The organism is Candidatus Pelagibacter sp. PS_44, assembly GCF_059417735.1.
In genome coordinates this window covers 775,593-802,527 of the sequence record NZ_CM182063.1, presented here as the reverse complement: position 1 = coordinate 802,527, position 26,935 = coordinate 775,593, and the positions used below count along the sequence as shown (strand labels likewise).

26 protein-coding genes are annotated in these 26,935 nt (G+C 29.6%); 12 read left to right on the top strand and 14 right to left on the bottom strand.

The window, feature by feature from the left end:
* The first annotated feature begins 6 nt into the window (after nucleotides 1-6).
* Nucleotides 7-1,110, top strand: coding sequence for an NAD(P)/FAD-dependent oxidoreductase (locus AC5SLO_RS04455; protein WP_494572783.1), 1,104 nt, complete (start codon nucleotides 7-9; stop codon nucleotides 1,108-1,110).
* A gap of 5 nt (nucleotides 1,111-1,115) precedes the next feature.
* On the opposite strand, the gene AC5SLO_RS04450 is transcribed toward AC5SLO_RS04455, so the two are convergent.
* Genes AC5SLO_RS04450 through AC5SLO_RS04420 form a run of 7 tightly spaced genes read right to left on the bottom strand, consistent with a single transcriptional unit; the run spans nucleotide 1,116 to nucleotide 9,460 of the window.
* Nucleotides 1,116-1,826 carry an FkbM family methyltransferase gene (locus tag AC5SLO_RS04450; protein ID WP_494572782.1) on the bottom strand — a complete coding sequence of 237 codons (711 nt, stop codon included), beginning with the start codon at nucleotides 1,824-1,826 and terminating at the stop codon, nucleotides 1,116-1,118.
* Nucleotides 1,827-1,841: 15 nt separating this feature from the next.
* On the bottom strand, nucleotides 1,842-3,293 hold the full coding sequence (locus tag AC5SLO_RS04445) for a protein adenylyltransferase SelO (RefSeq protein ID WP_494572781.1): 1,452 nt from the start codon (nucleotides 3,291-3,293) through the stop codon (nucleotides 1,842-1,844).
* 8 nt (nucleotides 3,294-3,301) lie between these two features.
* Nucleotides 3,302-6,070: a formate dehydrogenase subunit alpha gene (fdhF, locus tag AC5SLO_RS04440; protein ID WP_494572780.1), complete on the bottom strand. Its 2,769-nt coding sequence runs from the start codon at nucleotides 6,068-6,070 to the stop codon at nucleotides 3,302-3,304.
* Nucleotides 6,070-7,725, bottom strand: coding sequence for an NADH-ubiquinone oxidoreductase-F iron-sulfur binding region domain-containing protein (locus AC5SLO_RS04435; protein WP_494572779.1), 1,656 nt, complete (start codon nucleotides 7,723-7,725; stop codon nucleotides 6,070-6,072). The genes fdhF and AC5SLO_RS04435 overlap by 1 nt, the downstream gene beginning before the upstream one ends.
* Nucleotides 7,726-7,742: 17 nt before the next feature.
* Nucleotides 7,743-8,582, bottom strand: a complete 840-nt coding sequence (gene fdhD / locus AC5SLO_RS04430) for a formate dehydrogenase accessory sulfurtransferase FdhD (protein WP_494572778.1) — start codon at nucleotides 8,580-8,582, stop codon at nucleotides 7,743-7,745.
* Nucleotides 8,583-8,585: 3 nt separating this feature from the next.
* The gene (locus tag AC5SLO_RS04425; protein ID WP_494572777.1) at nucleotides 8,586-9,062 is read right to left on the bottom strand and encodes an HPP family protein; all 477 of its coding nucleotides are present in this window, start codon (nucleotides 9,060-9,062) and stop codon (nucleotides 8,586-8,588) included.
* A complete protein-coding gene (locus AC5SLO_RS04420) occupies nucleotides 9,062-9,460 on the bottom strand; it encodes an iron-sulfur cluster assembly scaffold protein (protein ID WP_271517159.1) in 399 nt (132 codons plus the stop codon). Before AC5SLO_RS04420 ends, AC5SLO_RS04425 begins: the two co-directional genes overlap by 1 nt.
* Before the next feature lie 42 nt (nucleotides 9,461-9,502).
* On the opposite strand from AC5SLO_RS04420, the gene AC5SLO_RS04415 reads away from it, so the two are divergent.
* The 7 genes from AC5SLO_RS04415 to AC5SLO_RS04385 are packed head-to-tail and all read left to right on the top strand — an operon-like array spanning nucleotide 9,503 to nucleotide 16,500.
* A complete protein-coding gene (locus AC5SLO_RS04415; RefSeq protein ID WP_494572776.1) occupies nucleotides 9,503-10,111 on the top strand; it encodes a molybdenum cofactor guanylyltransferase in 609 nt (202 codons plus the stop codon).
* The gene (locus AC5SLO_RS04410; RefSeq protein ID WP_494572775.1) at nucleotides 10,104-11,357 is read left to right on the top strand and encodes a molybdopterin molybdotransferase MoeA; all 1,254 of its coding nucleotides are present in this window, start codon (nucleotides 10,104-10,106) and stop codon (nucleotides 11,355-11,357) included. Before AC5SLO_RS04415 ends, AC5SLO_RS04410 begins: the two co-directional genes overlap by 8 nt.
* 52 nt (nucleotides 11,358-11,409) lie before the next feature.
* Nucleotides 11,410-12,315 carry a DMT family transporter gene (locus tag AC5SLO_RS04405; protein WP_494572774.1) on the top strand — a complete coding sequence of 302 codons (906 nt, stop codon included), beginning with the start codon at nucleotides 11,410-11,412 and terminating at the stop codon, nucleotides 12,313-12,315.
* A gap of 9 nt (nucleotides 12,316-12,324) precedes the next feature.
* Nucleotides 12,325-13,542, top strand: a complete 1,218-nt coding sequence (locus AC5SLO_RS04400) for an aminopeptidase P family protein (RefSeq protein WP_494572773.1) — start codon at nucleotides 12,325-12,327, stop codon at nucleotides 13,540-13,542.
* A gap of 3 nt (nucleotides 13,543-13,545) precedes the next feature.
* Nucleotides 13,546-14,658: a serine/threonine protein kinase gene (locus AC5SLO_RS04395; protein WP_494572772.1), complete on the top strand. Its 1,113-nt coding sequence runs from the start codon at nucleotides 13,546-13,548 to the stop codon at nucleotides 14,656-14,658.
* 2 nt (nucleotides 14,659-14,660) lie between these two features.
* Nucleotides 14,661-15,713 (top strand): threonine aldolase family protein, encoded by a 1,053-nt coding sequence (locus AC5SLO_RS04390; RefSeq protein WP_494572771.1) that lies wholly within the window; start codon nucleotides 14,661-14,663, stop codon nucleotides 15,711-15,713.
* A 10-nt stretch (nucleotides 15,714-15,723) separates the two neighbouring features.
* A complete protein-coding gene (locus AC5SLO_RS04385) occupies nucleotides 15,724-16,500 on the top strand; it encodes an MOSC domain-containing protein (protein ID WP_494572770.1) in 777 nt (258 codons plus the stop codon).
* Here AC5SLO_RS04385 and AC5SLO_RS04380 read toward each other — a convergent pair.
* Entirely contained in the window at nucleotides 16,497-16,724 is a 228-nt protein-coding gene (locus tag AC5SLO_RS04380; RefSeq protein ID WP_494572769.1) for a hypothetical protein, read from the bottom strand. The two genes, AC5SLO_RS04385 and AC5SLO_RS04380, sit on opposite strands and share 4 nt — an antisense overlap.
* A 68-nt stretch (nucleotides 16,725-16,792) precedes the next feature.
* Between AC5SLO_RS04380 and AC5SLO_RS04375 the strand changes: the two genes are divergently transcribed.
* Nucleotides 16,793-17,596 (top strand): class I SAM-dependent methyltransferase, encoded by an 804-nt coding sequence (locus AC5SLO_RS04375; RefSeq protein WP_494572768.1) that lies wholly within the window; start codon nucleotides 16,793-16,795, stop codon nucleotides 17,594-17,596.
* Between the two features lie 4 nt (nucleotides 17,597-17,600).
* The gene (locus AC5SLO_RS04370; protein WP_494572767.1) at nucleotides 17,601-19,418 is read left to right on the top strand and encodes a hypothetical protein; all 1,818 of its coding nucleotides are present in this window, start codon (nucleotides 17,601-17,603) and stop codon (nucleotides 19,416-19,418) included.
* A 206-nt stretch (nucleotides 19,419-19,624) separates the two neighbouring features.
* Here the strand turns inward: AC5SLO_RS04370 and AC5SLO_RS04365 are convergent, their stop codons facing one another.
* Together AC5SLO_RS04365 and AC5SLO_RS04360 are read right to left on the bottom strand one after the other, a co-directional pair.
* Entirely contained in the window at nucleotides 19,625-20,128 is a 504-nt protein-coding gene (locus tag AC5SLO_RS04365) for a hypothetical protein (RefSeq protein WP_494572766.1), read from the bottom strand.
* A gap of 322 nt (nucleotides 20,129-20,450) precedes the next feature.
* Entirely contained in the window at nucleotides 20,451-20,936 is a 486-nt protein-coding gene (locus tag AC5SLO_RS04360) for a YajQ family cyclic di-GMP-binding protein (protein ID WP_494572765.1), read from the bottom strand.
* A 141-nt stretch (nucleotides 20,937-21,077) separates the two neighbouring features.
* Here AC5SLO_RS04360 and AC5SLO_RS04355 point away from each other — a divergent pair, with 141 nt between their 5' ends.
* Together AC5SLO_RS04355 and AC5SLO_RS04350 are read left to right on the top strand one after the other, a co-directional pair.
* A complete protein-coding gene (locus tag AC5SLO_RS04355) occupies nucleotides 21,078-21,284 on the top strand; it encodes a SlyX family protein (protein WP_494572764.1) in 207 nt (68 codons plus the stop codon).
* A gap of 11 nt (nucleotides 21,285-21,295) precedes the next feature.
* A complete protein-coding gene (locus tag AC5SLO_RS04350) occupies nucleotides 21,296-22,480 on the top strand; it encodes a BaiN/RdsA family NAD(P)/FAD-dependent oxidoreductase (protein WP_494572763.1) in 1,185 nt (394 codons plus the stop codon).
* Nucleotides 22,481-22,490: 10 nt separating this feature from the next.
* Here the strand turns inward: AC5SLO_RS04350 and AC5SLO_RS04345 are convergent, their stop codons facing one another.
* The 4 genes from AC5SLO_RS04345 to AC5SLO_RS04330 are packed head-to-tail and all read right to left on the bottom strand — an operon-like array spanning nucleotide 22,491 to nucleotide 26,919.
* The gene (locus AC5SLO_RS04345) at nucleotides 22,491-23,789 is read right to left on the bottom strand and encodes an MFS transporter (RefSeq protein WP_494572762.1); all 1,299 of its coding nucleotides are present in this window, start codon (nucleotides 23,787-23,789) and stop codon (nucleotides 22,491-22,493) included.
* A 58-nt stretch (nucleotides 23,790-23,847) separates the two neighbouring features.
* Nucleotides 23,848-24,708: a DMT family transporter gene (locus AC5SLO_RS04340; protein WP_494572761.1), complete on the bottom strand. Its 861-nt coding sequence runs from the start codon at nucleotides 24,706-24,708 to the stop codon at nucleotides 23,848-23,850.
* Nucleotides 24,705-25,634 (bottom strand): glutathione synthase, encoded by a 930-nt coding sequence (gene gshB, locus AC5SLO_RS04335; protein WP_494572760.1) that lies wholly within the window; start codon nucleotides 25,632-25,634, stop codon nucleotides 24,705-24,707. The genes AC5SLO_RS04340 and gshB overlap by 4 nt, the downstream gene beginning before the upstream one ends.
* A complete protein-coding gene (locus tag AC5SLO_RS04330) occupies nucleotides 25,624-26,919 on the bottom strand; it encodes a glutamate--cysteine ligase (RefSeq protein WP_494572759.1) in 1,296 nt (431 codons plus the stop codon). The genes gshB and AC5SLO_RS04330 overlap by 11 nt, the downstream gene beginning before the upstream one ends.
* Between the last annotated feature and the right edge of the window lie 16 nt (nucleotides 26,920-26,935).

The window sequence follows — 26,935 nt, the reverse complement described above, 5'->3', positions numbered from 1 at the left end:
AAAACTATGGATGATGTTGTAATAGTAGGTGGTGGAATAATAGGGACTGCTACAGCTTATTTTTTATCTAAAGAAGGTAGAAAAGTAAAAGTTATAGAAAGAGACCCGACTTATAAAACAGCTTCTTTCCCATTATCACTTGGTGGATTTAGAAGACAGTTTTTTCAAAAAGAAAACATATTACTTGGAAAGTTTGCTAGAGAATTTATCTTTCAAATACCAGAATTACTTAAAACTGAAAAAAATCCAAACCCTACAGCAAGCATGGTTACAAATGGCTACTTGTTAATGTTTGGTCCAGAGCATGCCGAGGAACAATATGAAGCTTTAAAAAATCATGAAGCTTGTGATGCTGGAACTAAAAATATCAAAGGTTCTGAACTATCAAAAATATTTCCTTATATAAATAGTGAAGGTATTGAAACAGCAACTTATACTGATAACCAAAGTGAGGGATGGATTGATCCTTTCATGTTTCATAGCGCCTTAAAAAGTAAGGCAATTGAATTAGGTGCTGAATTTATTAAAGGTGAAGTAAAAAATATTTCTGATATCAAAGCTAAAACAATTATATCAGCAGCAGGATGCTGGACTAAAGAATTATTAAAGGATATTCCAGTGGTTCCACAAAAACACACAGTTTTTAGAGTTAAATGCCCTAAATATATTAAAGAAATGCCATTAACAGGAGATTTAACAACAGGAGTTTACTGGAGACCTGAGGGTGGAGAATATTTAGCAGGTTCACCTCATTCAGTATTTGATGCTACAGATTTAGAACCAGCTTGGAATGATTTTGAGGAATTAGTATGGCCTGCATTAGCACAAAGAATTCCTGCTTTTGAAGAATTAAAATTAACTGGTGGATGGGCTGGTTATTATGATTGCAATAAATTAGACAATAATGCAGTGGTCGGTAAACATCCTAAATATGAAAATGTATATATGGCTTCAGGTTTTACAGGCAGAGGATTAATGCAAGCCCCAGGAATAGGAAGAGCATTAACTGAATTAATTTCTACAGGATCTTATCAAACGATTGATATTAGTGATTTTTCTGTTGAAAGAGTTCTTGATAATAATGCTAGACCAGAACCCTACGTTTTGTAACTTAATTACTTGCAATATAAATCTCCCCACAGGAGATTGTCTTTTTGAATATTATTTTTAATATCCTCTTTAATTGTGTTAGCATTTGTCCAATGTGTGTAAAATTTTCTCCTTTCACCAAGTGAGTAATTAAAATCTAAATATCCTAATGAAATTAAATAATCTATAGATTTAAAAGCATCTTCGATAAATTCTGAGGTAAATTCAAATGATATTATTCCAGATTTTTTTGTTAAGCCTAATATTACCTCGTGTTCAAATCCCTCAACATCAATTTTAATATATTTAGGGTCACCAAATTTTTTTATAAGCTCGTCTAGTGTTGTTATATCAACTATAATTTTTTCATCCCATTTAGAGTCTGAAAACCTGCCCGTCTTCCAATGTTCAGCAAATGTAGAAATAACAGGTTGTTTAGAGTTGATGCTCATTTCCATTTTTTGTTTAGATTTTCCAAGACCCATAGGGACGATAGTAACAAATTTATTTTTTGAGTATAATTTATTTAGTTGTTTTAAACACTCAGGTTGAGGCTCAATCATAACAACATTGATATTATTTTTAATTAATTCTTTTGATTTTTCTCCAAGGTGAGCGCCAACATCAAAAAATAAATCATTAGTATTAAGAAATTTTGACACTTCGTGATATTTTATTTTTTTTTTTAATAAAAGAGAAACAAATTTTTTTATGTAGGTTTTGTATTTAGTTATCATTTTTATATTTATAGATTATGTACCACAGAAAGTTTGATATTTCCTATCACTATGTGGAGCAAGGGACATTAATTCTAAATCATTTTCATTAATCTGATATGGATCTTTTAAAATTTCAGTTAATTTATTAAATAAGGTTAAATCACCATTATTAGCTAACATTAAAGCCTCTTCAATTTTGTGATTACGAGGTATTACCATTGGGTTAGAAGAACTCATTAAAACCAAAGATTTATCATAGGAATTCCCAAACATTATTAATCTTTTCATCCATTTAGATTTCCATAAATCAAAGTCGGCATTATCATAAACTTTAGAATTTTTAATTGTTTTATTCATCAAAAAAATAAAAGTATTTGTATAATCTACTTTTTTTTCATACATCCAATTTAATAATTCCATAATTAAATTTTTATCTTCTTTATCTTCACCATATAGCCCAAGTTTATCTCTCATCATATTTAACCATTTTGTTTCATAATTTTGTTCAAACTTATCTAAAGCTTCTGTGGCTAATTTAATCGCTTCATCTTCATTGGTATTAATAAGAGGAATTAGACATTCAGCAAACCTTGTTAAATTCCATTTGGTAATTTTTGGTTGATTTTCATAGGCATACCTACCTAGTTGATCTATTGAACTAAAAACTGTTTTAGGATCATAAACATCCATAAATGCACAAGGACCATAATCTATTGTTTCACCAGATATAGACATATTATCAGTGTTCATAACCCCATGAATAAAACCAACACGCATCCAATCAATTACAAGTTGGGTTTGTTTTTCGATTAAAACATTTAGTAAGTCTAATGCTTTATTCTTTGATGATTTTATATTGGGGTAGTACTTTTCAATTGTGTAATTAATTAAGATTTCTAAATCCCTAATGTTTTGTTTTGCAGCAATGTATTGAAATGTTCCAACCCTTATATGGCCCAGGGCTACCCTTGTAAGAATTGCACCTTGTGAAATTTGTTCCCTAACCACATCTTCACCAGTTTTAACTACTGCTAAACTTCTAGTAGTAGGTATTTTTAAAAAATGCATTGCTTCACTTATTATATATTCTCTCAACATAGGGCCTAAAACAGCCCTACCATCACCACTGCGTGAGAAGGGAGTTCTACCAGAACCTTTAAACTGTATATCAAATCGTTCATTATTTTTGGTTAAGTGTTCGCCAATCAAAACGGCTCTTCCATCACCAAGCATTGTAAAATGGCCAAATTGGTGACCAGCGTAAGCTTGTGCTATAGAGTTAGATCCTTCAGGTAACATATTTCCTGAAAAAATTTTTGATAAATCGCTATCATTAACATTTGAAAAATCTAGATCTAATTTATTTGCTAGATCTTTATTTAATATTAATATTTCTGGTGCGTTTACAGCAACAGGGTTGATATTTTCTTTGAATGTTTTTGGTAATCTTGAATAACTATTGTCGAAATGCCAACCAATTGTCATTTTATCGATTAGTTAACTTCTGCTTGATTTTCTTTTGGTTTGATTTCAGTTTTAAATTGGTTTGAGATTTTTTGAACTTCAACTGCTGAAACTTTGTATTCTGCACACATTGTTTCTTCATCTTTACCATGACCGGTTACCATATTGACCATATGTTCTGGAAAATGGAATGTTGTAAATACTATGCCTTCTTTAACTTTATCTGTAACCTCTACTTTTAGAGCAACTTCTCCTCGTCCAGAATAAAGTCTTGCTATGTCACCTGTATTTAACTCTCTTTTATTAGCATCATTTGGGTGAACTAATAATAAGTCTTCAGAAACTATATTGATGTTACTTGTACGTCTTGTCATCGTCGCAGCATTGTAATGTTGTAGAACTCTACTAGTTGTTAAAATTAATGGATATTCTTTTTTATTAGTTTCAATTTCTGTAGACTCTTTCCAGTCAAAATTTTTAAGACGTCCTTTTCCAAGTTTGAAAGTTTCTTGGTGTAAAATTTGAGTGTCTGTTCCATCTTCTTGAACTGGCCACTGTAATCCCATTTTGCCAAGTCTTTCTCTTGTTACACCTTTAAAGAAAGGAACGACACCAGCTATTTCTGCTAGAACTTGATCAGCGTCGTATTCAGGTTGGTCAAAGCCTAATTTTTGCATCATGTCTGTTACAATTGTTCCATCAGTTTTAGTACCAGGTAATGGAGGAACGGCTCGATTAACTCTTTGAATTCTTCTTTCGGTATTAGTAAAGGTTCCATTTTTTTCTAAGAAAGTTGTTCCAGGTAATACTACTGTTGCAAGTTTTGCAGTCTCACTCATAAAAATTTCTTGAACTACTAATAATTCTAATGAGTTCATTGCCTGAACCACATGTGCACTATTTGGATCTGTTTGAACAATGTCTTCTCCAATAATCCAGACCGCTTTAACTTCTTTATTAATAGCCCCATCAAACATTTCTGGAATTTTTAATCCTGCTTTGGTTGGGTGAACTACTCCATATTTTTCAGTGTAGAAATTTTGAACTTTTTCATCAGCTACTTCAAAGTAACCAGCTCCTTGATGAGGTTGACAACCCATGTCAGCTGCACCTTGGACATTATTTTGTCCTCTTAATGGGTTAACTCCAACACCTTTTCTACCAATATTTCCAGTAATCATTGCAAGATCAGCAATTAACATCACTGTCTTAGATCCTTGTTCTTGTTCAGTAACTCCTAAACCGTGGAATTCCATAGAGTTTTTAGCTGTCGCATAAGCAATTGCTGCTTCTTTAACTAACTGTTTATCAACACCAGCAACTTTCGCTAGATGATCCATATCTTGTCTTTCAATTTCTTTAATGAAATTTGCAAAACCTTCAGTTCTATCTCTAACAAAATCTTTATCATGAAGGTTTGCTTTTAATATAAAATGTAACATCATATTTAAAACAGCCACATTTGTTCCTGGTCTAAGTTTAATATGATAATCAGCAAGTTTTGCTAATTCAGTAGTAATAGGATCTAAAACTATTAGTTTTTTTCCTTTCATTACTTGTTGTTTAATTTTTGCTCCAGTAACTGGGTGAGCATTTGTAGGATTTGCTCCTATAACCATAAATAAATCTGCGTGATAAATATCTTCTGTAGAATTAGTTGCAGCACCAGTTCCAAAAGTTTGTTGCATTCCCCAAGCTGTTGGTGAATGACAAATTCTTGCACAACAATCAATATTATTAGTTCCAATTGCAGCTCTAATCATTTTTTGAAATACATAATTTTCTTCATTAGTACATCTTGCAGAAGAAATTCCAGCTACAGCATCAGGACCACTTTCTTTTGTAATTCTATTTAATTCTTTTTTAATAAAGTCATATGCTTCATCCCATGAAGCTTCTTCAAATTTTCCATTTCTTTTAATTAAAGGAGTTTTTAACCTATCTGGATGATCGTAAAATCCAAATGCATATCTTCCTTTAATACAAGTGTGACCTGCGTTAACTTCAGATTCTTTAGGGGTAGAAATTGCAACAACTTTATTATCTTTAATTGATGCTTCTAAATTACATCCAACGCCACAGTAAGAACAAGTAGTTCTAACTTTTTCATCTACAGCAACAGATTTTGATTGGAAAACATCAGAGATAGCATCTGTTGGACAAGTGTGCGCACAAGCACCACAAGATACACAAGACGAATCTCCAAACAAAGCATCGTTATCAGTTGTAATTTTAGATTCAAATCCTCTGCCACTCATTGTTAAAACAAAAGATCCTTGAATTTCGTCACAAGCACGAACACATCTTCCACAATTAATACAATTGTCTAAATTCATTCTCATATAATCGTGAGATGTATCTTTAGTAATACCCTTGTGTTGCTTTGGACTGTTATATCTATGATCTGATATACCTAAGTCATTTGCAACATCTTGAAGTTCGCAATTATTATTTACTTCACAAGTTCCACATTCCATTGGGTGATCAGTTAAAACTAGTTCGACAATATTTTTTCTAAGGCTTGTTAACGCTTCATTAGAAGTAAAGATATGTTGATTTTCAACTACTGGCGTATGACAAGAGGCTACAATTTTAGTTGGACCATCTTTTTCTAACGCAACTTCAACCGAACAAACACGACAAGCACCATATGGAGCTAAATTAGGATCATCGCATAAAGTAGGAACTTTTTTTTCACCAAAGTAGCTTTTAACAAATTTTAAAATAGAAGTGTGATTTGCACTTATTTCATGCGGTTTTCCATCTATATAGGCTATTTTTCTTTTTTCAGAGCTCATTAATTATCCTTAACTATATCATTTTTCATTTCATCACCAAAGTATTTAAGAATATTCATTATTGGGGTAGGAATTGCTCCACAAAGTGCACACAAACAACCTTTTTGCATAGTTACTAGTAATTCATTGAGTAATTTAAGGGGTATTTTAGCGGTACCACTTTTAGCTTGGTCAAACATTTCTTTTCCTCGGTAAGAACCAAGTCTGCCGGGGAAACATTTTCCACAAGATTCTTCTGCTGAAAATTCAAATAAATGATGAATATACTCAACCATTGGAAAATCCTTTGGAATACTAACAACACTAGCATGTCCAAGCATAAAACCTTTTGCTGTAAACTCTTGAAAATCTAAATTTAAATTATCAATCTCACCTAAAGGGATCACACCACCTAAAGGTCCACCAATTTGAAAGGCCTTAACAGGTTTTGTATAACCACCTCCAATTTCATTAAATATTTTACTCATTGGTGTTCCCATATCAATTTCATAAACACCGGGGTTGTTAAAAAAACTATCAAGGCAAACAAGTTTTGTTCCAGCAGATTTTTTATTACCTATTGAAGAAAATTTTTCAGGTCCATTTATTAAAATACCAGCTGCAGCGGCTAATGTTTCAACATTGTTAACTACTGTTGGTTTTTTATATAAACCCTCTGTTACTGGAAAAGGAGGTCGAACATCTACTTCTGCTCTTCTACCTTCAATTGAAGCAATGAGTGCAGTTTCTTCACCACAAATATATGCACCTTGACCAATACAAATACCAAGATCAAATGAAAAATCTGTTCCTAATATATTTTCACCTAATAAATTTAATTTTTTTAATTCGTTAATACATCCATTGATCGCCTCAATAGATTTTGGATACTCGCCTCTTATATATAAAACTCCTTCATCACTACCAATAACCATTCCACAAATGACCATTCCAAAAATAACTTTTAAAGGTTGATCTTCTAATAAATATCTATCTGAGAATGCACCTGAGTCACCTTCGTCAGCATTACAAATGACATATTTTTTATCACCCTTTGCTTTGCTGCAAAAATCCCATTTCATACCTGTTGGAAATCCTGCTCCACCTCTGCCAGTTAAATTAGAATCCAAAAGAGATTTAATTATTTCTTTTTTGTCAGTTTTTAAAAAGTTATTTAACTGATCTTTAAATTGACCAAATGAAGAAATTTTTTCATCCATTAAGAAGCTTGTCGTTGCATAACTTTTTGAAAAAAATTTCTCTTGTTTAATCTCTTCCCCATTTAAAATTTGATCTATTTTTTCAATGTCATTACCAGCGTAGTTTTCACCATCATAATGAAAAGCTTTATTTTCATAACAATGTCCTAAACAAAACATTTCGCCAACTTTATCATCACCCAACTTTTCTTTAAGTGTTTTCTTTAATTGATCTTGAGTGCCAGCACACATACAAGCACTACCATTGCATACAAATGCCTTCTTTTCTCTGTGGGAAGGTCTTAAAAATTCATAAAAACTCTCAGCACCATGAAGAGTTGAAACACCTAAATTGTGTTGTTTTGCTATATCTTTTATATCTTTAGGATTGTCGCTTAAAAGGTTTTCAGAAAGTTGCTTAAATAAATTATTTTTTAAACCAATTCTACCTGATAAATTACTAATATTCTTTGACACAATTTCCTTTTTTTAAGTTAGCCCACAATAACTTTTTTGGTATTGGTGTAAATATTAAAACTATCACTTTTTACGAAACCAATCAGAGTTATGTTAAATTTATTAGCTAAATCGATTGCAAGACTTGTTGGCGCACCCACCCCAATCATTATACCAATATCATTCATTAAAACCTTCTGAACTAGCTCAAAATTAAGTCTCCCAGAGCAAGTGATGAATTGATCTAAGGGATTTATTTGGCCAGCGAGAAGGGTGCTGCCGATAAGTTTGTCCAAGGCATTATGACGACCCACATCTTCCTTAAGGTCGATTAATTCTCCACTAGCATTAAATAATCCACTCGCATGTATTCCACCAGTTTTACTAAATTCTGACTGATTTTTTCTTAATATTGAGGGCGATTGAATAATTATCTCTTTACTTATCTTTGGCAAATTTAGATCTGTTTTATTTGATTTAATAATTTCTAATGCATCTAAAGAAGATTTTCCACAAACCCCACATGATGAATTTGTTATAAAATCTCTTTTTATTTTTGTGATATCAATATTTTTTGAGTTATTCACAGTTGCTAAAATTTTATTTTGAATATTATATTGCCCAACTTTTTCACCATAACTCTCAATTGAATCAACATCTTTAATATTGGTGATTATTTGTTCATTAAATAAAAAACCTCGAACTAGATCTTCATCATTTCCAGGTGTTCGCATAGTGATTGATAAAATTTTAGTAATCCAATTATTTTTATCTTTATATTTTATAGAAATTTCTAAAGGTTCTTCTACTGAAACTAAATCATCAATATTTTCAAATTTGTTAAGATTATATTTCAAAACTTTATATTTAGAGCTCATAAATTATTTTAAAGGATAATTTTTTTTTAGAATAAATTTATTAATAATAATTGCTAATAATAAAATTATAATACAGCCTAAGATTATTGGATTAATTAAATATTCATAAGAAGCGCTGCCAATTATAATCATGATAGGATTACCACCTGCTGGAGGATGGACAACATTTAGTAATATCATTAAAAAAACTCCAAAACCAACTGCGAGTGAAATATTGATATAAATAGGTAACGAAATAAAGTTTACAAAAAATACCCCAACAGCTGCAGTTAACAGATGACCAAAAAAAACATTTTTGGGTTGAGCAAAAGGACTTTCTGGAAAGCCAAATAATAAAACCATTGAGGAACCAAATGATCCAGCTAGAAAATATCCCAATGTACTTTTATAAGTAAGTAACGTTAATACCCCAATTGTTAGTGTAGAAAAGAAACCAGCAATTATTGCTTTTTGTAAAAGAGGTTTGGTAATTTTTATCATTAAGAATTTAAAGCCTTTAAAACTGTTTTTAGGGGTAGCAACAAACATTCTTTTCTTGCTAAGTTTTTTTTATCTAAGATTTCTTTAAAATCTCTCCATTCTTTGCTTAATAAAGCTTTAGTACCCTCAAATAAATTGCCACTTAATGAGATAAAAGATTTTATGTCATCGATTTTCTTGTTCTTAATTAGTCTAGAGAGCAAGCTAACGGATGCTTGGCAGTAAACACAAGATTTACATTGATAACCCATATCTATCACAATATCATTTTTGACAATTAAACTGATTTCCATTTCATCTCCACATAAGGGGTTCTTATTTTTAGATTTATGAGTGTAATTACTAACTGCCTTATTATTTTCAGTATGTGCAGCAATTTCTAAAATTCTAAGGTCCATTATATTTCTTTAATTAAAGCTTTAATGTTTTATATTTTGTAAATGGATCATAGCAAGATTTTAGGCACAGTTCTAGCTGGAGGGAAATCGGTAAGGTTGGGCATGGATAAATCCCAAGTAAAATTGGCCGATAAGTTATTAATTGATTATATCCTCTCTGAAATCATTGAAGAATTTAAAGAAATTCTAATTGTCGCAAACAATTCAATAGATTTTCAAAAATCTAATAAGATTTCGGTTATTGAAGATTTTAAAAAAGATTTAGGTCCATTGGGAGGAGTTTTTACTGCAATGAAGTGGATTAAAGATAATAATAAAGATTATCAGTGGGTTTCAACTTTCCCAACAGATTCTCCATTCTTTAAAAATAAGATATTAAAAAGCTTTTTTAATGAAATTCACCCTGAAGAAAGTAAATTATTTTTTATCAAATCTAATAATACTAGGCATAATATATTTGGGTTATGGTCTTTAGAATTGATGAATATGTTAGAGGAAGATTTAAATAAAGGAGAACGTAAAGTAGAGGTTTGGGCAAATAGCGTTGGTGTTAAAGTAATTAATATGGACTTTGGAAAAGATGATCCTTTTTTTAATATTAATACAAAAGAAGATTTAGAAAAAGCTAAAGCAAAGATAGGCAATGATTAGTTATCAAAACTCAAGAAACATTTTAAAAAGAGGAATCATCAAAATAAAAGATGAAAAGATAAAAAGTATAAACTCTTTAAATAGAATATTATCAGAAAATATTTATTCTCCCATTCATTATCCAGCAGGCAACAATGCAGCGTTTGATGGTTTTGCAATTAATGCAAAAGAAACAAATAATATAAAAAAAGGCATTAAGCAAAAATTCAAAATTATTGGCTCTATTGCAGCAGGAAACAAACCTTTTAAGAAAAAGATTCATAAATATGAAACAGTAGAAATTATGACAGGAGGAATTATCCCAAAAGGTTTTAACTCAATCATTCCAATTGAGCAAATTATTTTTTACCCAAGCAATAGTAATAGAAAATATATTTTAGTTAATCAAAAAATAAAAAAATATAACCATGTTAGATTTCAAGGATCAGATTATAAAAAAAAAGAATTAGTGTTAAAGAAAAATAACATCATTAAACCTAATCATTTACTAGCATTTAAGACACTAGGTATTAAAAATATTACTGTAAAAAAGAAAATTAATATTGCATTTTTTTCAACTGGAAATGAAATATCAAATAAAGACAATGTTCCTTTTTGGCAAGTGAGAAATTCTAATGGTCCTTATTTAAATAATTTAAATAACAACTTTCTATTTAATTTTAAAAATGCTGGAATTTTAAGAGATAATCATCAAAAAATTTTTAAATCTAAAATAAATCAAATGTTGAAATCAGATACAGATGTTATGATTACTTCAGGAGCGGTGTCAGCAGGCAAATTTGATTTTATACCAAGTGTTATAAATTCATTTAAACTATCTAATTACTTTAAAAATGTCGCTATTAGACCAGGTAAACCGGTATTGTTTGCAAAAATTAAAGGTAAAGAAAAGGTAATTTTTGGGTTACCTGGAAATCCAATTTCATCTGCAGCTTGTTTTAGATTTTTTGTTTATCCCTTTATTGAATATATTTTAAAGCTCGATGCAGAAAAACCATTAAAGGCAATTTTGAAAAATAGCTTTGACAAAAAGAAGAATTTTACCAGATTTGTAAAAAGTAAATTAAGCACAACCAAAAATGGAAAAATTGAAGTTGAGGTACTTCAGGGCCAAGAATCTTTTAGAATAAAATCATTTGTTAAGTCAAATAGCTGGTCTTTAATGCCAGCAGGTAAATCTAGATTTAAAAAAGGCGATATTATTGATTGTTTTTTTATTAACACCCCTAATCAAAATATAAGTTAGTTGAAAGCTATTTTGTTGTAGTCCTAATTAATACCTATTAAATAATCTGAACATGGATGAATTAAAAAATGAAAAAATAGCCATACCTGTTGTCTTATTGGCTGGGCTTATTTGGTCTTTTGGACCTTTAGTTGTCAGATACATGGATCAACCCAATCTAGTTCCATGGCAATATATCTTTACAAGAGGATTAACTATTTTTTTAGTCTTAAATCTTTATCTTTTTTTTGAAGAGGGCAAAGATTTTTATAAAAATTATTTCAAAATTGGTATTTCAGGAGTTGTAGGTGGCACAGGACTTGGTATTGCAATGATTACCTTTATCTATTCAATCACGAATACAAGTGCTGCAGTAACTTTACTTTGTTTAGCGGCAATGCCATTTTTTACAGCTTTATTGGGTTTTTTATTCTTAAAAGAGAAAATTTCTTTAAATGTTTGGATAGCAATTATAATTGCAACTATCGGCATTATAATTATTGCATTTGGAAACACTGAACCAAGTTCTTTGCTGGGGCTTATTTTTGGTATGACTTCTTCTATAGGCTTTTCAGTTTTCTCAGTAAGTCTTAGATGGAAAAAAGAAACACCAAAATTTACAACTGTAGCTTTTTCAGGTTTTTTCTGTTTTACCGTTGCAACAATCGTAATCCTAAGTAATGACATGCAATTTTTATCTTCAAGCTATAATGGTGCTTTGTTTTCTTTGCATGGAACTTTAGTTTGTATGGGATTAATTTTATATTCAATAGGCTCTAAAGCTATACCAGCAGCAGAACTTACCTTACTATCGTTAACTGAAGTTATAGGTGGAATTTTTTGGGTTTGGATACCAATTTTAGGTATTAATGAGATACCATCAACCAATACTATAATAGGTGGCTTCTTTCTTTTTATGTCTATCATCTATTATAGTTTAACAATTAAATCCAACCGAAGATTTATAGCTTTAAATTAGAAACTTTAGATGGAAAGACCAGATTTTTTTACATTACACAATGGTGATAAAGTAAAACTACCATTCACTGATAAGGAGTATCAAAATAGAGTTAATGGATTAAGAGAAGCAATGAGTAAAAATAATCTTGATATGATTATTTTAACCTCAATGCATAATATTGCTTATTACACAGGGTTTATTTATTGTTCATTTGGCAGACCTTATGGCTGCATTGTAACAGAAAATAAAATCTCAACTATTTCTGCCAATATTGATGCTAGTCAACCTTGGAGAAGGTCTCACTGTGATAATGTAATTTATACTGACTGGAAAAGAGATAATTTTCTAAAAGCAATAGTTTCTATAATTGGTAGAGACGAACCGCCAAAAAGTATTGGTATAGAAAATGATCATGTAACTATTGATATTAGAGAAAAACTTAACTCTATTTTTACTTTTTCAACTTTTAGTGATGTTTCACAAGACTTAATGAAGCTTAGAATGATTAAATCCAAAGAAGAAATTGAAGTGATTAAAAATGGAGCAAGAATTGCTGATCTTGGAGGAGAAGAAATTGTTAAACATATTAAAGTTGGAGAAAGTGAACTTGAAATAGCAATTGCAGGCCGAGATAGAATGGAGCGAGAAATTGCCAAAACATATCCAGATGCTGAATACATGGATACTTGGGTTTGGTTTCAGTCTGGCTTAAATACTGACGGAGCACACAATCCAAAAACTAATCGAAAATTAAAATCAGGTGATATTTTATCTTTAAATACTTTCCCAATGATTTCAGGTTATTACACAGCACTTGAGAGAACTTTATTTGTAAATGAAATAGACGATGCATCATTGAAAGCCTGGGAAGCTAATATAAAAGTACACAAAAGAGGTTTAGAGTTAATCAAACCAGGAGTTAAATGTTCTGACATCTGTCATGAATTAAATGAATTATTTGCAGAATTAGGTTATCTACAATACCGAACATTTGGCTACGGACATTCTTTTGGAGTTTTATCTCATTTCTATGGAAGAGAGGCAGGACTAGAACTTAGAGAAGATATTGATACGGTATTAGAAGAAAATATGGTGGTTTCAATGGAACCAATGATCATGATACCAGAAGGTAATCCTGGTGTAGGAGGATACAGAGAACACGATATTTTAGTTATAGGAAAAGATAGTGCTGAAAATATTACTAAGTTTCCTTTTGGACCAGAACATAATATTATTAAATCCTAAATTATGAGTGATAAGACTATAGTTAGCAGTTGGAACGAATGGGATCCTTTAAAACATGTAATTGTTGGTAAGGCTGATGGCACTTGTATTCCAGCACCAGAACCTGCATTAGATGCAAAGGTTCCAGAAGACAGTGATATGCGAGGTCAGTTTGGACCAAGAACTAAAGATACAGTCGATAAAGCCAATCAATTATTAGATGATTTTTCGAGCATGCTTGAAAAAAGAGGAATTAAAGTTGATAGACCAGACCCAATAGATTTTAATCAAAAAATTTCAACACCAGATTGGCAAGCAGAAACAATGTTTGGCTGTATGCCTCCACGAGACGTTTTGTTAACTGTAGGCAGTGAAATTTTAGAGGCGACAATGAGTTATCGATGCAGATGGTTTGAGTACCTATGTTACCGACCATTATTACAAAAATATTATAATGACGATCCAAATATGAGGCACGAGTCTGCGCCTAAACCAAGGTTAACAGATGCAGATTACAGAAAAGATTATTTATCAGATAAAATTGGTATTCAAAAAAGATTAGAATGGACTGAAGACAAGTTTTTTGTAACAACTGAAGAAGAACCATTATTTGATGCAGCAGATGTTTTAAGATTTGGTAAAGATTTAGTGGTACAGCATGGATTTACTACTAATCTTAAAGGCATAGATTGGCTTAAAAGGCATTTCAAAGATCACAGAGTACACGCTGTAAATTTTCCAGGTGATCCTTATCCAATTCATATTGATGCAACCTTTACTCCTATTAAAGAAGGATTAATCATTAATAATCCTCAAAGAAGATTGCCAAAAGAACAAAGAAAATTATTTGAAAATAATGGATGGAAAATAATTGATAGCGCTCAGCCGGCACATAATGAACCACCTCCATTATGTTATTCTTCTACTTGGTTATCAATGAATGTATTGGTGCTTGATCCTAAAACAGTGTGTGTTGAAAAAAGTGAAGTATATCAAGCAGAACAATTAGATAAATTAGGAATGGAAGTAATCCCTGTTGATTTAAGAGACGCATATGCATTTGGTGGAGGTCTCCATTGTTGTACAGCAGATGTTTACCGTGAAGGTGAACTTAAAGATTACTTTCCAAAACAATAATTATGGCAACAATTAAAACAAAAAGAGAGCGAGTTAAATTCGCCTCTGACAATGTCGCAGGAGCTTGCCCTGAAGTTTTAGATGCTTTAATGAAAGCTAACGAAGGAGATAGTGCACCCTATGGCAATGATGATTACTCTAAAGTTTTACAGGAAAAATTTTCTGAAATATTTGAAAAAGAAGTAATTGTTTATCCAACAGCATCAGGCACTGCCGCTAATGCTCTTGCATTATCAACTATGACACCTGTATTTGGTAATATTTATTGTCATAAACTAGCTCATATTAATACTGATGAATGTGGTGCTCCTGAGTTTTATACGGGTGGTGCTAAATTAATCCCTTTAACAGGCATTAATGGTAAAATTACTCCTGAAGAATTAGAAAAAAATATTAGTGGAACAGGTATTGTTCATCATACGCAACCCTCATCAGTAAGTGTTACACAAGTATGTGAAACAGGTGAGGTTTATGAATTAGATGAAATTAAAAAAATAACTGATGTAGCACACAAACATAAATTAAATACGCATATGGACGGCGCAAGATTTGCTAATGCGTTAGTTGCTCTTAATTGTACACCCGCAGAAATGACATGGAAGTCAGGAATAGATGTTCTATCTTTCGGTGCTACAAAAAATGGTTGTATCGCAGCAGAAGCAATTATTTTTTTCAAACCAAAGTTAGTGGGAAATATTTCTTTTTTAATGAAGCGAGCAGGGCACCTATTATCTAAAATGCGTTTTGTCTCTGCTCAGTTAGATGCATACATTTCAAATGATGTATGGTTAAAAAATGCCAAACAAGCAAATGAAATGGGTAAAAAGCTAAGTGACGGTTTAGTGAAACACAATAGTATAAAACTTGCTTACCCAACACAAGCCAATGAAGTATTTGCAAAATTTCCAAGAGAAATGATTGAACACTTAAATTCACTTGGGTATAAAATGAATGAAGATGAGCTAGATGGCCAAGCAGTTCGTTTAGTTGCTGCATGGAATACTCAAAATTCAGATGTTGAGAGTTTTCTTGAAAGTATAAATCAATCTAAATAAACCTTAGAGAATGAGTTTAACTATTTCATCTCTATATTTTTCTCCAATTAAATCACTGTCTTTTCAAAATATTAAAAAAGCAACTATTAAAAAGCAAATTGGAATTTTACACGATAGAATTTTAGCATTTTCTAGAGGAGTGAATCTGACAAAGGCAAAACAAATAGAGCAAGATCCAACACAAAGAGAACTAATTAATTTTATGACTTTAAAGAATACGCCTGTACTTAATAAATATAATTTTGAACTCAAAGATAATTGTATTTATTTATCAAAGGATACAAGAGAGATTATGTGCTCATCAATTGATAGTGATGAGCAAAGACAAGAGTTTGCTAATAAAATTATTGAGCTTGAAAAAGATTTATCTCAACCAAGTTATTTGCTTAAAAATGAGTCTTATCCCTTTTATGATACCACAAGTGGTGAAAGTGTGTCGAATAGCATCTCACTGATAAATTTAAACAGCATCAAAGATTTTGAGTTAAAGATTAATCAAAAAATTGAGTTTGAGCGTTTTAGGGGAAATATTTATATCAAAGGTTTAAAAGCTTGGAAAGAAAGACAATGGCTTGGAAAAACTATTACAATTAATAATACTCAATTTAAAGTCTTAAGACATATCCCGAGATGTTCAGCAACGAATTTGAAAATTAATTCAGATAAACAAGATATCAATCTACCTTTAACACTCAGAAGAAATTATAATCATATAGATATGGGGATTTATTTACTACCCTTAGAGGATGGAGAAATTTTTGAAGGAAATGAAGTTTTTTCATCTTAACTTGGATTGTCTTTTAAAAAATTGATATAATCTACAACTTCATCGTACTTAGTGTCTGGAATATCTTTATAACTTGCTTGAAATTTATTTTTTACACACAAGGCAACATGTGCGTAGGGGTTTCTCCCTTTAGGATGATTGGGATGACTGGGGAGCTGTCCTAGTAAATAATCGCCAGCTTCCTGTATCATTTTCCACAGTTTACTTGCGTTTTCTTTGTTCATAACCTAAAACCTTATTTTATCTCAAATAATTTAATTTATGTTCTAGTTATCAAATATTTTTTTAAAAAATGATCAAAATCTTTAAAAAATTAGTTTTTAACATAGAGTCTACAAAACTTCAAAAACATTCAATCCCAAATGTAATTAGTGATTTTGAGCTAGGAAAAAATAAAAATTTAGTTTTTTTAGCAAAAAAAAGGTTTGAATGGATGCAAGATTTTATTAAATCAAAAGATATAGGTTTAGAGGTAGGTGCAGGGGCAGCTTTTTCAAAAAAAGTGTTGAATTCAAAATTTATACAGACCAGTGATTTTTCGAATGATGCTCATTTGGATTTTAAGAATATTGATGCTGAAAAAACTAAATTTAAAAATTCTTCATATGATTTCGTTATTGCTTCAAATATGATTCATCATGTTCCACATCCAGTATTATTTTTAGAAGAAATGCATAGAATTTTAAAAAAAGGTGGAAGATTGATAATTTTTGAACCTCATGTTTCTATTTTTTATCAATTAATTACACTTATAACTAAACACGAAGGTTTTGATTTTACAGTTGATGTTTGGGATAAAAATAAATCAGTTAAAATTAATAATAATCCATGGAATTCTAATCAAGCAGTAGCCTATCTTTTATTTAAGAATAAAGATTTTTTTGAAAAAAAAATGGAAGGATCATTTAAAATCATCTATGAAAATTACTCAGAATTTTTTATATTTATTAATTCAGGTGGCATTTATTCAAAGTGTTTTTATGTACCATTAAATTATACACTACTTAGTGTTTTACACTTTATTGATAAATTACTAGTAAAATTTTTTCCGAATATTTTTGCCTTAGGAAGAAAAATAGTTTTAGAAAAAGTATAAAATAATGAAAATTTTTGTATTGAGAAAATCAGTCTTATTTTTTTTAATAAGTTTTTTTTACGTAAGTTTAAAATATTTTTTATCATTTATTGAATTTCCTGAAGAAGAGTTAATTTTAAAAATAATAAGATTTACCGACAAAGAATATGTTTATTTAGTAGAGAGCTTCTCTAGATTCGATTTTTCAACTGATTGGTCTAAATTCGAAATTTCAGATAAAATTATTGGCTTTCCAATATTTTCAATATTGATTCATGCAATATTTTTTAAATTTTTTGGTTATTATGCTTTTTTTATTCTTGAGATATTTTTTTTCTTTTTAATCATCTATATATTATTTTTAATACTAATAAAGTTTGATAATAATAAAACTAATTGTATTAGTGGTATATTGTTGCTTTTGATTATATGTCAAATTATAGAATTTGGAAAAATTTTTAAACCAGATGTTTTTGCGCAATTAAATCCTATCATAGAGTTTATTGGTTTGCGTTTCCCAAGACCATTAACTACCAGTATTTTTGCATTTTTGTTAATATTAAATTTGATTATTTTTTTCTCAAAGAATTTTTTAGAAAATAAAAAAAATATTTATATAGCCTCAGTGTGTTTGGCTTTATTAGCAAATAGTTTTTTTCATCTTTTTTTTGTTTTTTCTATGTTAACTTTTTTTGCTATTCTCTATAAGCTCTTATATGAGGGACCTCATGATCTAAAATTAAAGATTAAAATTTTGTTTATATCTTCATTAATAGTTTTATTTGGTGTAGGTATTTTTTTTGTTCAACAGTATTTTTCAGAGCCAGATTACGCTAACAGAATAGGAGTACATTACCTATCTATTAATGATAAATATGATAATGCACTTGAATTTTTAAGAATTTTTTCACAAATGGAATATTTGATACTATTATTAATTTGTTTTATGGCAAAATTATATGTAAAAATAAAATTTAATGACAGTGTAATAAATAATTATTTTTTAGTATTATTATTTTTTGTTATTTCAAGTTTTATCTCACCAATAATTTTTGTGATACTGAGTAATAAGATAATAGTTGCACATCATTTCTTAACAATTACAAAATTTGCTCTATTTTTATTTATTTTTGTATTCTTTTTCTTTTTAACCAAAAAACTTTTTAATAATAGGGCTATTGTATATTCTTTAATGTCTTTATTATCTATTTTTTTGATATTTAATTTTTATTACGGCATTAGTAATTTAGAAAAATCTAAAGAGGAAAAAAAAATTTATGAATTTTTAAATCAAAAAGATTATAAGAATAGTAACAAAGTTCTTTATGGTAATGATTTTTTTGATCATGTTTGGTTTAGTTTAGGAAATAAATATATCAGTATACCGTCAGGTTTTTCATCATCATTAAGAGATGATCAAATTGAAAATTTAGTTTTTTATTTGTTCAAAACATTCAATGTAACTGAAAAAAACTTTAATGAAAAAATTGAAAATAGAGACTGTATAAGAGAATGTTTTGCACCTACCTACTTTAACTACAAATACGTAGTTAATAAAATGAGACATTACAAACCTTTAGTAAATGAATATTTAAGTGAAGATATTGAAAAAATTAAAACTATATCTGAAATTGATTGGTGGTATTCTATTATTCCATTAAGTGAAAAAAAAAGATTAAAAGAAAGATTTAAAAAAATGAATTTTGATAAAGATTTTAGACCCGATTTAATTATCTTAAATTATAAAGAAAATTTATATTTTGAGAGGGAGTTATCAATTGATTATTTAAAAGTTTTTAATGGGAAAATTTATACTGTTTTTGAAAAAACTAATTCTCTATAATTTTAGATCATGATGGTGAGTGGATATAGTTTGAAACTACAAGTGCTAATAAATCTTAAAATTAAACTCTACTATTATCTATTTAATTAATCTCTACAGTTAACAAATTCTACAGGAAGACCAATATCAATTCCTCTAACTCCCCAAATAACCGCCAGCTTCCTGTATCATTTTCCACAGTTTACTTGCGTTTTCTTTATCTAAGTTTAGTTTTGAGAGTTTTTGTCAATTTTAAAATTTTCTAAAGCTGAAGTAGTTACCTCTGAGTCTTGATTGTTATCTATCTCTTTTTTTGCAAATTCTCTTTCTTTAAACTTTTGTTCTTTTATTAATTCTTCTTGTAATTTTAATTTTTGTTCTTGGTCAAACTTTTCTTCCCATTCTTTCAATTTAATATTTTCAATTTTTTTCTCTAATTCCTCTTGCTCTCTTAATTCTTTTAAAAATTTTTCTTTTTTTCTTCTTTCCTTTAATTCTTTGTTTTTTTGTTCTTCTTCTCTAACTCTTAAATCTAATTCTTTTCTATTTTGCTCTTCTTCTTTAAGCTTAAGCTCTTTTTCTTTTACTCTGAGATCTTTATCAATTTGACCCAAATCTTCATCTTTTTTAATTAGTCTTTTATTTTCTATTTTAATAGACTCTTCTTTAATTTTTAATTCTTTATCTTTTAAATTTAATTTATTATTTTCTTTTTCAAGTTTTTCTTTCAAAATTTTTAATTCTTTTTGTTCTTTTAAAATCTCATTTTTTTCTTGAAGTTTTTTTAACTTAATTTCTTTGATTTTTTTCTTTTCTAAGTTTTGTTTATATTTTGAATATGCATTACTTAAAGTATTGGTGGTAATAGAAGCTAGTTTTATTAAGCTAGACTTATTTTTTGAAGATTTAATTTTCTTTTTTTTTTATTTTTTAAAGGCATATTTTAAAAAAATTATTTGATCAAAGAAATTATTAATATTCAACTAGATTTATATTAATTTTTTTAAATACTGTCTAAAATGAGTTCAACCTATGATTGCTATTTTATGATTTTTAGTCTCTAAAGTTTACAAATTCTATAGGAAGACCAATATCAATTCCTCTAATGGCCGAAATAGCTTCTTGAAGGTCGTCCCTTTTTTTTCCTTCAACTCGTAGTTCTTCCCCTTGAATTTTGATTTGAATTTTAAGCTTTAGTTTTTTTATATCAGCTATAATTTTCTTAGCATTTTCTTGGTTAATACCCTCTTTAAGTTCACTAACCTGTCTAATAGATGAACCTGCTGCATTTTCTGAATTTTTTACAACAATTACTCTTGGATCTACTTTTCTTCTAATTAGATGAACTTGCAGCAATTCGTTAACTTGTTTTAACTTCAATTCGTCTGGAGCTAAAGTTGTGATTACTTGGTCCTTTCGCTCAATTGAGATATTAAGCCCTTTAAAATCAAACCGATTACCAATTTCTCTCAAGCAATTTGCTAAAGCATTATCAAATTCCTGGTGATTAATTTTACTGATTACATCAAATGAAGGCATAACTTTTTAATTGCTTATACAATAATGTATTTTTTAATTAGGGCAATCTCAATTAGCTCTATTTTAATGAAAGACAAATTATATCAATCAAAAAAGATCCAATTCTTGTTTTATCTCAAAAGTCACATAAATTAAAATTATATGGAAAATTTAGTTAAAAAATTAGAAGAACAAATTAGCTTTCTTCAACACGAAATATCACAAATGAGTGAGGAGCTATACTCCCAGCAAAAAGAAATTAAAACTTTAAAACAGGAAATCTTAAATTTAAATAAAAGAATTAATGAGCTTAATGACGGATCAGAGGCAAATATTATCACTGATAATAAAAAACCTCCTCATTACTAATTGAAAAAATAATGAATACAGAAGCCTATGACGTAATTATAGTTGGTGCAGGCGCTGCTGGCATGATGAGTGCTATAGAGGCTGGTAAAAGAGGTCGAAAAGTTCTTTTAGTGGATCACTCAAAGAAAATAGGAGAAAAAATTAGAATATCAGGAGGAGGGCGATGTAATTTTACCAACATTCATACAAAGCCTAATAAATTTATTTCTCAAAATCCAAAGTTTGTCATATCGGCATTAAATCAATATACACAAAATGATTTCATCAATTTAATTAAAAAACACAATATAAAATTTCATGAAAAGAAATTAGGACAATTGTTTTGCGATGAAAGTGCACAGCAAATTATTGATATGCTGTTGTTAGAATGTGAAAAAGCGAATGTAGTACTTAAAAAAGAAGTAATTGTTGACGATGTTGGAAAAAAAGATGAAGGGTATTTTATAACTACAAACTCCAATCAATACATTGCAAATTCCTTGATCATAGCAACGGGCGGTTTATCTATCCCCAAGATTGGTGCTAGTAACTTTGGTTATAAAGTGGCTAAGAAATTTGATCTAGATATTGTTGAGACATTACCAGCGCTAGTTCCTTTAACGTTCAGTGAAAAAATTCTTGCTAAATGTAAAGAGCTTGCAGGCTTATCAGTTGAAGCTGTGGTTTCGTTTAAAAAGACATTTTTTGAAGAGGGCATGTTATTTACTCATAGAGGTTTAAGTGGACCCTCTGTATTGCAAATCTCTTCATATTGGAAATTAGGAGATAATATTAATATAAATTTAGCCCCAAAACTAAATCTATTTCAATCATTAGAGAGCAAGAAAAAATTGGAACCAAAAAAAGATATAAATTTAATCATTTCTGAAATTTTACCAAAACGTCTTGCACAAATAATATGTAAAGAGAATGAAGTTAGTGGTAATATTTGTGAATTGTCTTCAAAAAAAATTAAACAATTAAGTGATGCTATAAATTCATGGGCAATTAATCCCACTGGTTCAGAAGGATACAGAACAGCAGAAGTTACCTTGGGAGGTGTAAATACTAATGAATTATCTTCAAAGACAATGATGGTTAAGAAACATTCAGGTTTATTCTTTATTGGAGAAGTGGTTGATGTTACTGGTCATTTAGGAGGTTATAATTTTCAATGGGCTTGGTCATCTGGATTTGTTGCTGGGCAATACGCCTAAATAATCTTATTTAAAAATTAGTAACTTGTGTATCTTCAGTTTTTTTAGGTTCATCTATATCTTCTGTACTAGGACTTAATTCTATTCCAACTGGTGTAATAGTTGATGGCATTGCAACGAACTGAGAGTCAGGATTCTCAATAACTTTTCTTATTGTGTTTCTATACAAGCCAAATAAACCAATAAGTATATGAAAAAATATTATAAAAACAAAAAATCCATTTAATCCAACAATATTCATAAAAATTGAACATAAAAACGGACCACTCATAGCGCCCATACCAAACGTAAATTGTAAACTAGCACCCGCTGCAACAAATTGTTCTTTAGGGATAAAGTCATTGGTGTGAGCGAGAATTAAAGAAAACATTGGCAAACTACAAAATGAAAATAAAATTAAGGATAAATAAAACCAAGTTTTATTAGTCGCTAATTCTCCAGGTAAATACATTTGTCTTGAAGCTAGAATTGCACAAAGCGCAAAAAAAGCTGCTCCAAAAGTTGAATAGATGATTACCTTTCTTCTATCAAACATGTCAGAAATTTTACCTATGGGCCATTGAGATACGGCACCAGAAATAGCTAATAAAAAAGTTACAACAGAAATTTGAAAAATTGTAAAATTCATTGATGCTGCGTACACTGCAAGTAATGTAAATAAAGCTGATTGAATGGTTCCATAAAAAAATGAACTAACCATTCCAAAGGGAGATGCAGCATAAACATCTTTTAAACTCATTCCTTTAACTTTTTTAAAGGTGGGTGGCTTCTTTTTAGTTAGTAAAATTGGTACCAGTGCAGCTGATGTAAGTACAGAAATTAAAATAAATGGCTCAAATTTAATTGGATCACTAAAATTTAAAAGAAACATACCAATTCCCATGGCACCATATAAAATAACCATATAGATAGAGAGAATACTACCTCTATTTTTATTAGTCGCTCTATCGTTTAACCAACTTTCAGTTACAGTATAAATTGAGACCATGCTTATTCCAGTGAGTACTCTTAAAATAAACCAGATATAGGGATTAACAAAAATTGAATGCATTAAAACAATAAGTGATGCAATAGATGCAAATGCTGCAAATACTCTAATGTGTCCTACGCTTGCTACAATATTAGGTATAATTTTTGCACCAATGAAATATCCAACAAAATAGCCTGACATCATAAAGCCAGTTGCCATTAAACTAAATTCTTCCGCAACCGCTCTAACGCCTAGCAGAGAGCCTTGAAACCCATAGGCCATCATTAGAAAACCCATGCCCGTAAAAAGTGCCCAAGAATTCTTTAATACTTTATTCATAAATTTGACCGTACATATTTCCCATGTACTTTTAAATCAAGTCTTAAATGTGATTTTATTATGAGTTTTTTAGCTTGATAAATGAGTGAATAGCTATGGCTGTTATGATCACAACTCCACCTTGGATCGTCTCAAGGCTTGGTTGCTCTTTAATAATCAGCCATACCCAAATAGGGCCTATAATGGTCTCAAGTAAGAAAAATAAATTAACCTCAGCCGCAGGTATAAATCTTGGAGCAATCGTAACCAGCACAAAAGGGATTGCCACACATAAAATACACATTAAAGGTACTATAATTTGATCATTGCCAACTAGAGCAAAGGTTTCGATAAACATTAGAGCAAATAAAGCCACAATTAACTTACCAACTACTGCCGCAGGTATTAAATTTTTATCTTTTGCAGCTCTAATAGTAACTGCGCCAACAGCCAATCCAAGAGCAGTTATAAGACCTAAAATATCGCCAAAAATATTACCCAACTGAATAGAGTCGTAAAATATATAAATTGCAGCCATAAAGGTTACAAAAATTGCAATCCAAGTTTTACGATCAGGCATTTCTTTTAAAAAAATACCTCCTAAGACTGCAGATAACATCGGTGCCATTGCAATCATGACTAAAGTGTTAGCAACATTAGTATTTTGTATAGAGACCACAAAAGTAATATTGGTAACGGAGAATGTCGCTATGTAAAGTAAACCATAATAACCACTAGCAAAAAGCATTTTAAAAAAGTTAATTCTATAAATTATTAACATTCCTAAAAAAACAGTAACAAAAGGAATTAAACCTCGATAAAATACTAAGCCCCAAGTATCAACATTAGAAAGCCGAATAAATAGGCTATCGGGGGTGATAAACATTACTGCAACAAACGCAAGTAGTGAACCTTTTTGTTGATCGGTTAAACTTTTCAAGCTTTTAATCCTTTCCAAAAAACTTTAGCAAGATTTATATTGGTCAGGTCATAATAAGTTTTTAAACCTGTCGGAGAAGTTATATTAATATCTCCATTTAATTTTTGATCGATAAAATCAATACCAGAAAAATAGACATTATTTTTCTTAAGGTCTTTTGCAATTATAGTTGAAATTTTCTTTTCAATCTGTGTTAGTTTAATTGGAATAGGAACTGCACCTTTGCTCATATTACTCAAGAACGAGCCTTTTTTAGGAACTCTAGAAATGGCACCAGAAATTTTACCATTGATAATAAAAACTCTTTTGTCACCAAACTTAATTTTAGATAAAAATTTTTGACACATAATATGCCCGTGTTTTTTTATAAAATTTTCAACCAATTTTTTATTAAGCTTACCCTTGATAAGATGAATATCATTTCCACTAAAACTATGTATGGGTTTGATAATCATTTCTTTATATTTTTTAAAAAATTTATAAACTTTCTGAAGATCTCTAGTAAAAATAGTTGCTGGCATAAATTTTTGAAATTTTGCTGAATATAATTTTTCAGAAACATTTCTAACTGACGTTGGATTATTAATAACCTTAACTTTATTTTTTATTTTATCCAAGATGTAGGTTGTAGAGATGTATTCCAAATTAAAAGGAGGATCTTGACGTATTAAGATATATTTACATTTTGAAAGATCTAAAGTTTGTTTACTTTTAATTTTAAAAAAATTTTTATTTGTATAATTAAATTTTATAAAAAAACCCTTAGCTAAAACTTTATCATTGATAATAGATAGATCCTTAGGGTCATAATGAAATATTTTATAATTTAATCTTTGGGCCTCTACCGCTAAAAATACACTTGTATCACTTTTTGGATTTAATTTTGAAGGATGGTTAGCTTGAATACCAACTATTTTACTTGTCATATAAGTCATTTAAATTTTCATTTTTAGAAAATTTATTTATCATATGATCTGCGTTTGTTGTCTTATTATCAATTAATTTATCTAGGTGATTTAAAAATTTTACCTCACTTTCTCCAGATTTACTTAAAACATCTCTTGTTTTAAGACCTTTTTTAGAAATCCCAAGTAAAATTGAAGACCAGTAAAGTAAATTTTTACCCATTAATTCAGTATTAAAACCTTTTTTTGGAGCCTCAAGGTAGGCATTAATAATTTTGTTTTTATCCCACTTAGAAATTAAATCATATGCTTCATCTAAATTACCATACAGAATTCCAGTGTTAAAAGCTGGACCTGAACATAAGCAGTCCCACCCACAAGTATCCATTGATCTTAATTCAATGTATTTTTTTAATCTATTTTCAGTAAAGATTGTACTCAAGTGTGTTGTTAGATCATCTTCAGTAGGAACCCTGTTATTGATCTCTTTAATTTTACCATCCATAAAATCTTGAAAGGAATAATTATTTCCAGATAAGTACTCTTTATTGTCTTGAATAAATAGAAGAGGAAAATTTATTGCAAAGTCAGCATATTTTTCAAAGTCCATGTTATCAAAAAAAACTTTAGGCAATCCACCTCTAGAGGTCTCTTGCCAAACTTTTGATCTATAAGACATGTAACCACTATTTTTTTTTTCAACAATGGATGAGTTTGCAAAAAGGGCAATAGATATAGGAACTATTGAATTTATAACCTTAAATTTTTTAATAAAATCTTTTTCTGAATCATAATCTAGATTTAACTGAGTACCACAAGTTCTATACATCATATCTAAACTTAAGGGCCCACCATTTGGCATATCATTAGTCATTACTATATATCTTTGTTTTGGATTGTTTGGCACTTCTGCTCGTGTTGATATTGGATCAAAACCTGAGCTTACAATTTTTAAATCAAATTTTTTAGTAACCTGTTGTAATTCAAATAAATAGTCATGAGATTCTGCACAAGCCTCATGAATATTATTAAGTTTATCACCTGATAGCTCAATTTGATTTCCAGGCTCAAGAGTAATACTTTTTCCTTGTTTTTGAAGTCCAATAATATTTTGCTTTTCCATAATAGGCTGCCAGCCAAATTCAGTTAAAGCTGAAAACATTTTAAGTATAGTGGGGTAGTCGATACGTTTATTTTTTTTTTGATCAAATAAAAATTTCTCATGTTCAATTCCGATTTTAAAGTTCTTAACCTCTTTAATACCGGACTTGAAATAATTAATGATATTTTCTTTATGAGTGATCATATTTTATATATAGAAA

Excerpts from the sequence above, each read along its gene's own strand:
- AC5SLO_RS04400 (WP_494572773.1), top strand. The coding sequence starts at position 12,325 with ATGGAAAGACCAGATTTTTTTACATTACACAATGGTGATAAAGTAAAA.
- AC5SLO_RS04345 (WP_494572762.1), bottom strand. The coding sequence starts at position 23,789 with ATGAATAAAGTATTAAAGAATTCTTGGGCACTTTTTACGGGCATGGGT.
- AC5SLO_RS04375 (WP_494572768.1), top strand. The coding sequence starts at position 16,793 with ATGATCAAAATCTTTAAAAAATTAGTTTTTAACATAGAGTCTACAAAA.
- AC5SLO_RS04385 (WP_494572770.1), top strand. The coding sequence starts at position 15,724 with ATGAGTTTAACTATTTCATCTCTATATTTTTCTCCAATTAAATCACTG.
- AC5SLO_RS04350 (WP_494572763.1), top strand. The coding sequence starts at position 21,296 with ATGAATACAGAAGCCTATGACGTAATTATAGTTGGTGCAGGCGCTGCT.
- AC5SLO_RS04455 (WP_494572783.1), top strand. The coding sequence starts at position 7 with ATGGATGATGTTGTAATAGTAGGTGGTGGAATAATAGGGACTGCTACA.
- AC5SLO_RS04355 (WP_494572764.1), top strand. The coding sequence starts at position 21,078 with ATGGAAAATTTAGTTAAAAAATTAGAAGAACAAATTAGCTTTCTTCAA.
- AC5SLO_RS04445 (WP_494572781.1), bottom strand. The coding sequence starts at position 3,293 with ATGACAATTGGTTGGCATTTCGACAATAGTTATTCAAGATTACCAAAA.
- AC5SLO_RS04420 (WP_271517159.1), bottom strand. The coding sequence starts at position 9,460 with ATGGACCTTAGAATTTTAGAAATTGCTGCACATACTGAAAATAATAAG.
- fdhD (WP_494572778.1), bottom strand. The coding sequence starts at position 8,582 with ATGAGCTCTAAATATAAAGTTTTGAAATATAATCTTAACAAATTTGAA.
- AC5SLO_RS04415 (WP_494572776.1), top strand. The coding sequence starts at position 9,503 with ATGGATCATAGCAAGATTTTAGGCACAGTTCTAGCTGGAGGGAAATCG.
- gshB (WP_494572760.1), bottom strand. The coding sequence starts at position 25,634 with ATGACAAGTAAAATAGTTGGTATTCAAGCTAACCATCCTTCAAAATTA.
- AC5SLO_RS04425 (WP_494572777.1), bottom strand. The coding sequence starts at position 9,062 with ATGATAAAAATTACCAAACCTCTTTTACAAAAAGCAATAATTGCTGGT.
- fdhF (WP_494572780.1), bottom strand. The coding sequence starts at position 6,070 with ATGAGCTCTGAAAAAAGAAAAATAGCCTATATAGATGGAAAACCGCAT.
- AC5SLO_RS04330 (WP_494572759.1), bottom strand. The coding sequence starts at position 26,919 with ATGATCACTCATAAAGAAAATATCATTAATTATTTCAAGTCCGGTATT.
- AC5SLO_RS04450 (WP_494572782.1), bottom strand. The coding sequence starts at position 1,826 with ATGATAACTAAATACAAAACCTACATAAAAAAATTTGTTTCTCTTTTA.
- AC5SLO_RS04395 (WP_494572772.1), top strand. The coding sequence starts at position 13,546 with ATGAGTGATAAGACTATAGTTAGCAGTTGGAACGAATGGGATCCTTTA.
- AC5SLO_RS04370 (WP_494572767.1), top strand. The coding sequence starts at position 17,601 with ATGAAAATTTTTGTATTGAGAAAATCAGTCTTATTTTTTTTAATAAGT.
- AC5SLO_RS04405 (WP_494572774.1), top strand. The coding sequence starts at position 11,410 with ATGGATGAATTAAAAAATGAAAAAATAGCCATACCTGTTGTCTTATTG.
- AC5SLO_RS04410 (WP_494572775.1), top strand. The coding sequence starts at position 10,104 with ATGATTAGTTATCAAAACTCAAGAAACATTTTAAAAAGAGGAATCATC.
- AC5SLO_RS04360 (WP_494572765.1), bottom strand. The coding sequence starts at position 20,936 with ATGCCTTCATTTGATGTAATCAGTAAAATTAATCACCAGGAATTTGAT.
- AC5SLO_RS04380 (WP_494572769.1), bottom strand. The coding sequence starts at position 16,724 with ATGAACAAAGAAAACGCAAGTAAACTGTGGAAAATGATACAGGAAGCT.
- AC5SLO_RS04390 (WP_494572771.1), top strand. The coding sequence starts at position 14,661 with ATGGCAACAATTAAAACAAAAAGAGAGCGAGTTAAATTCGCCTCTGAC.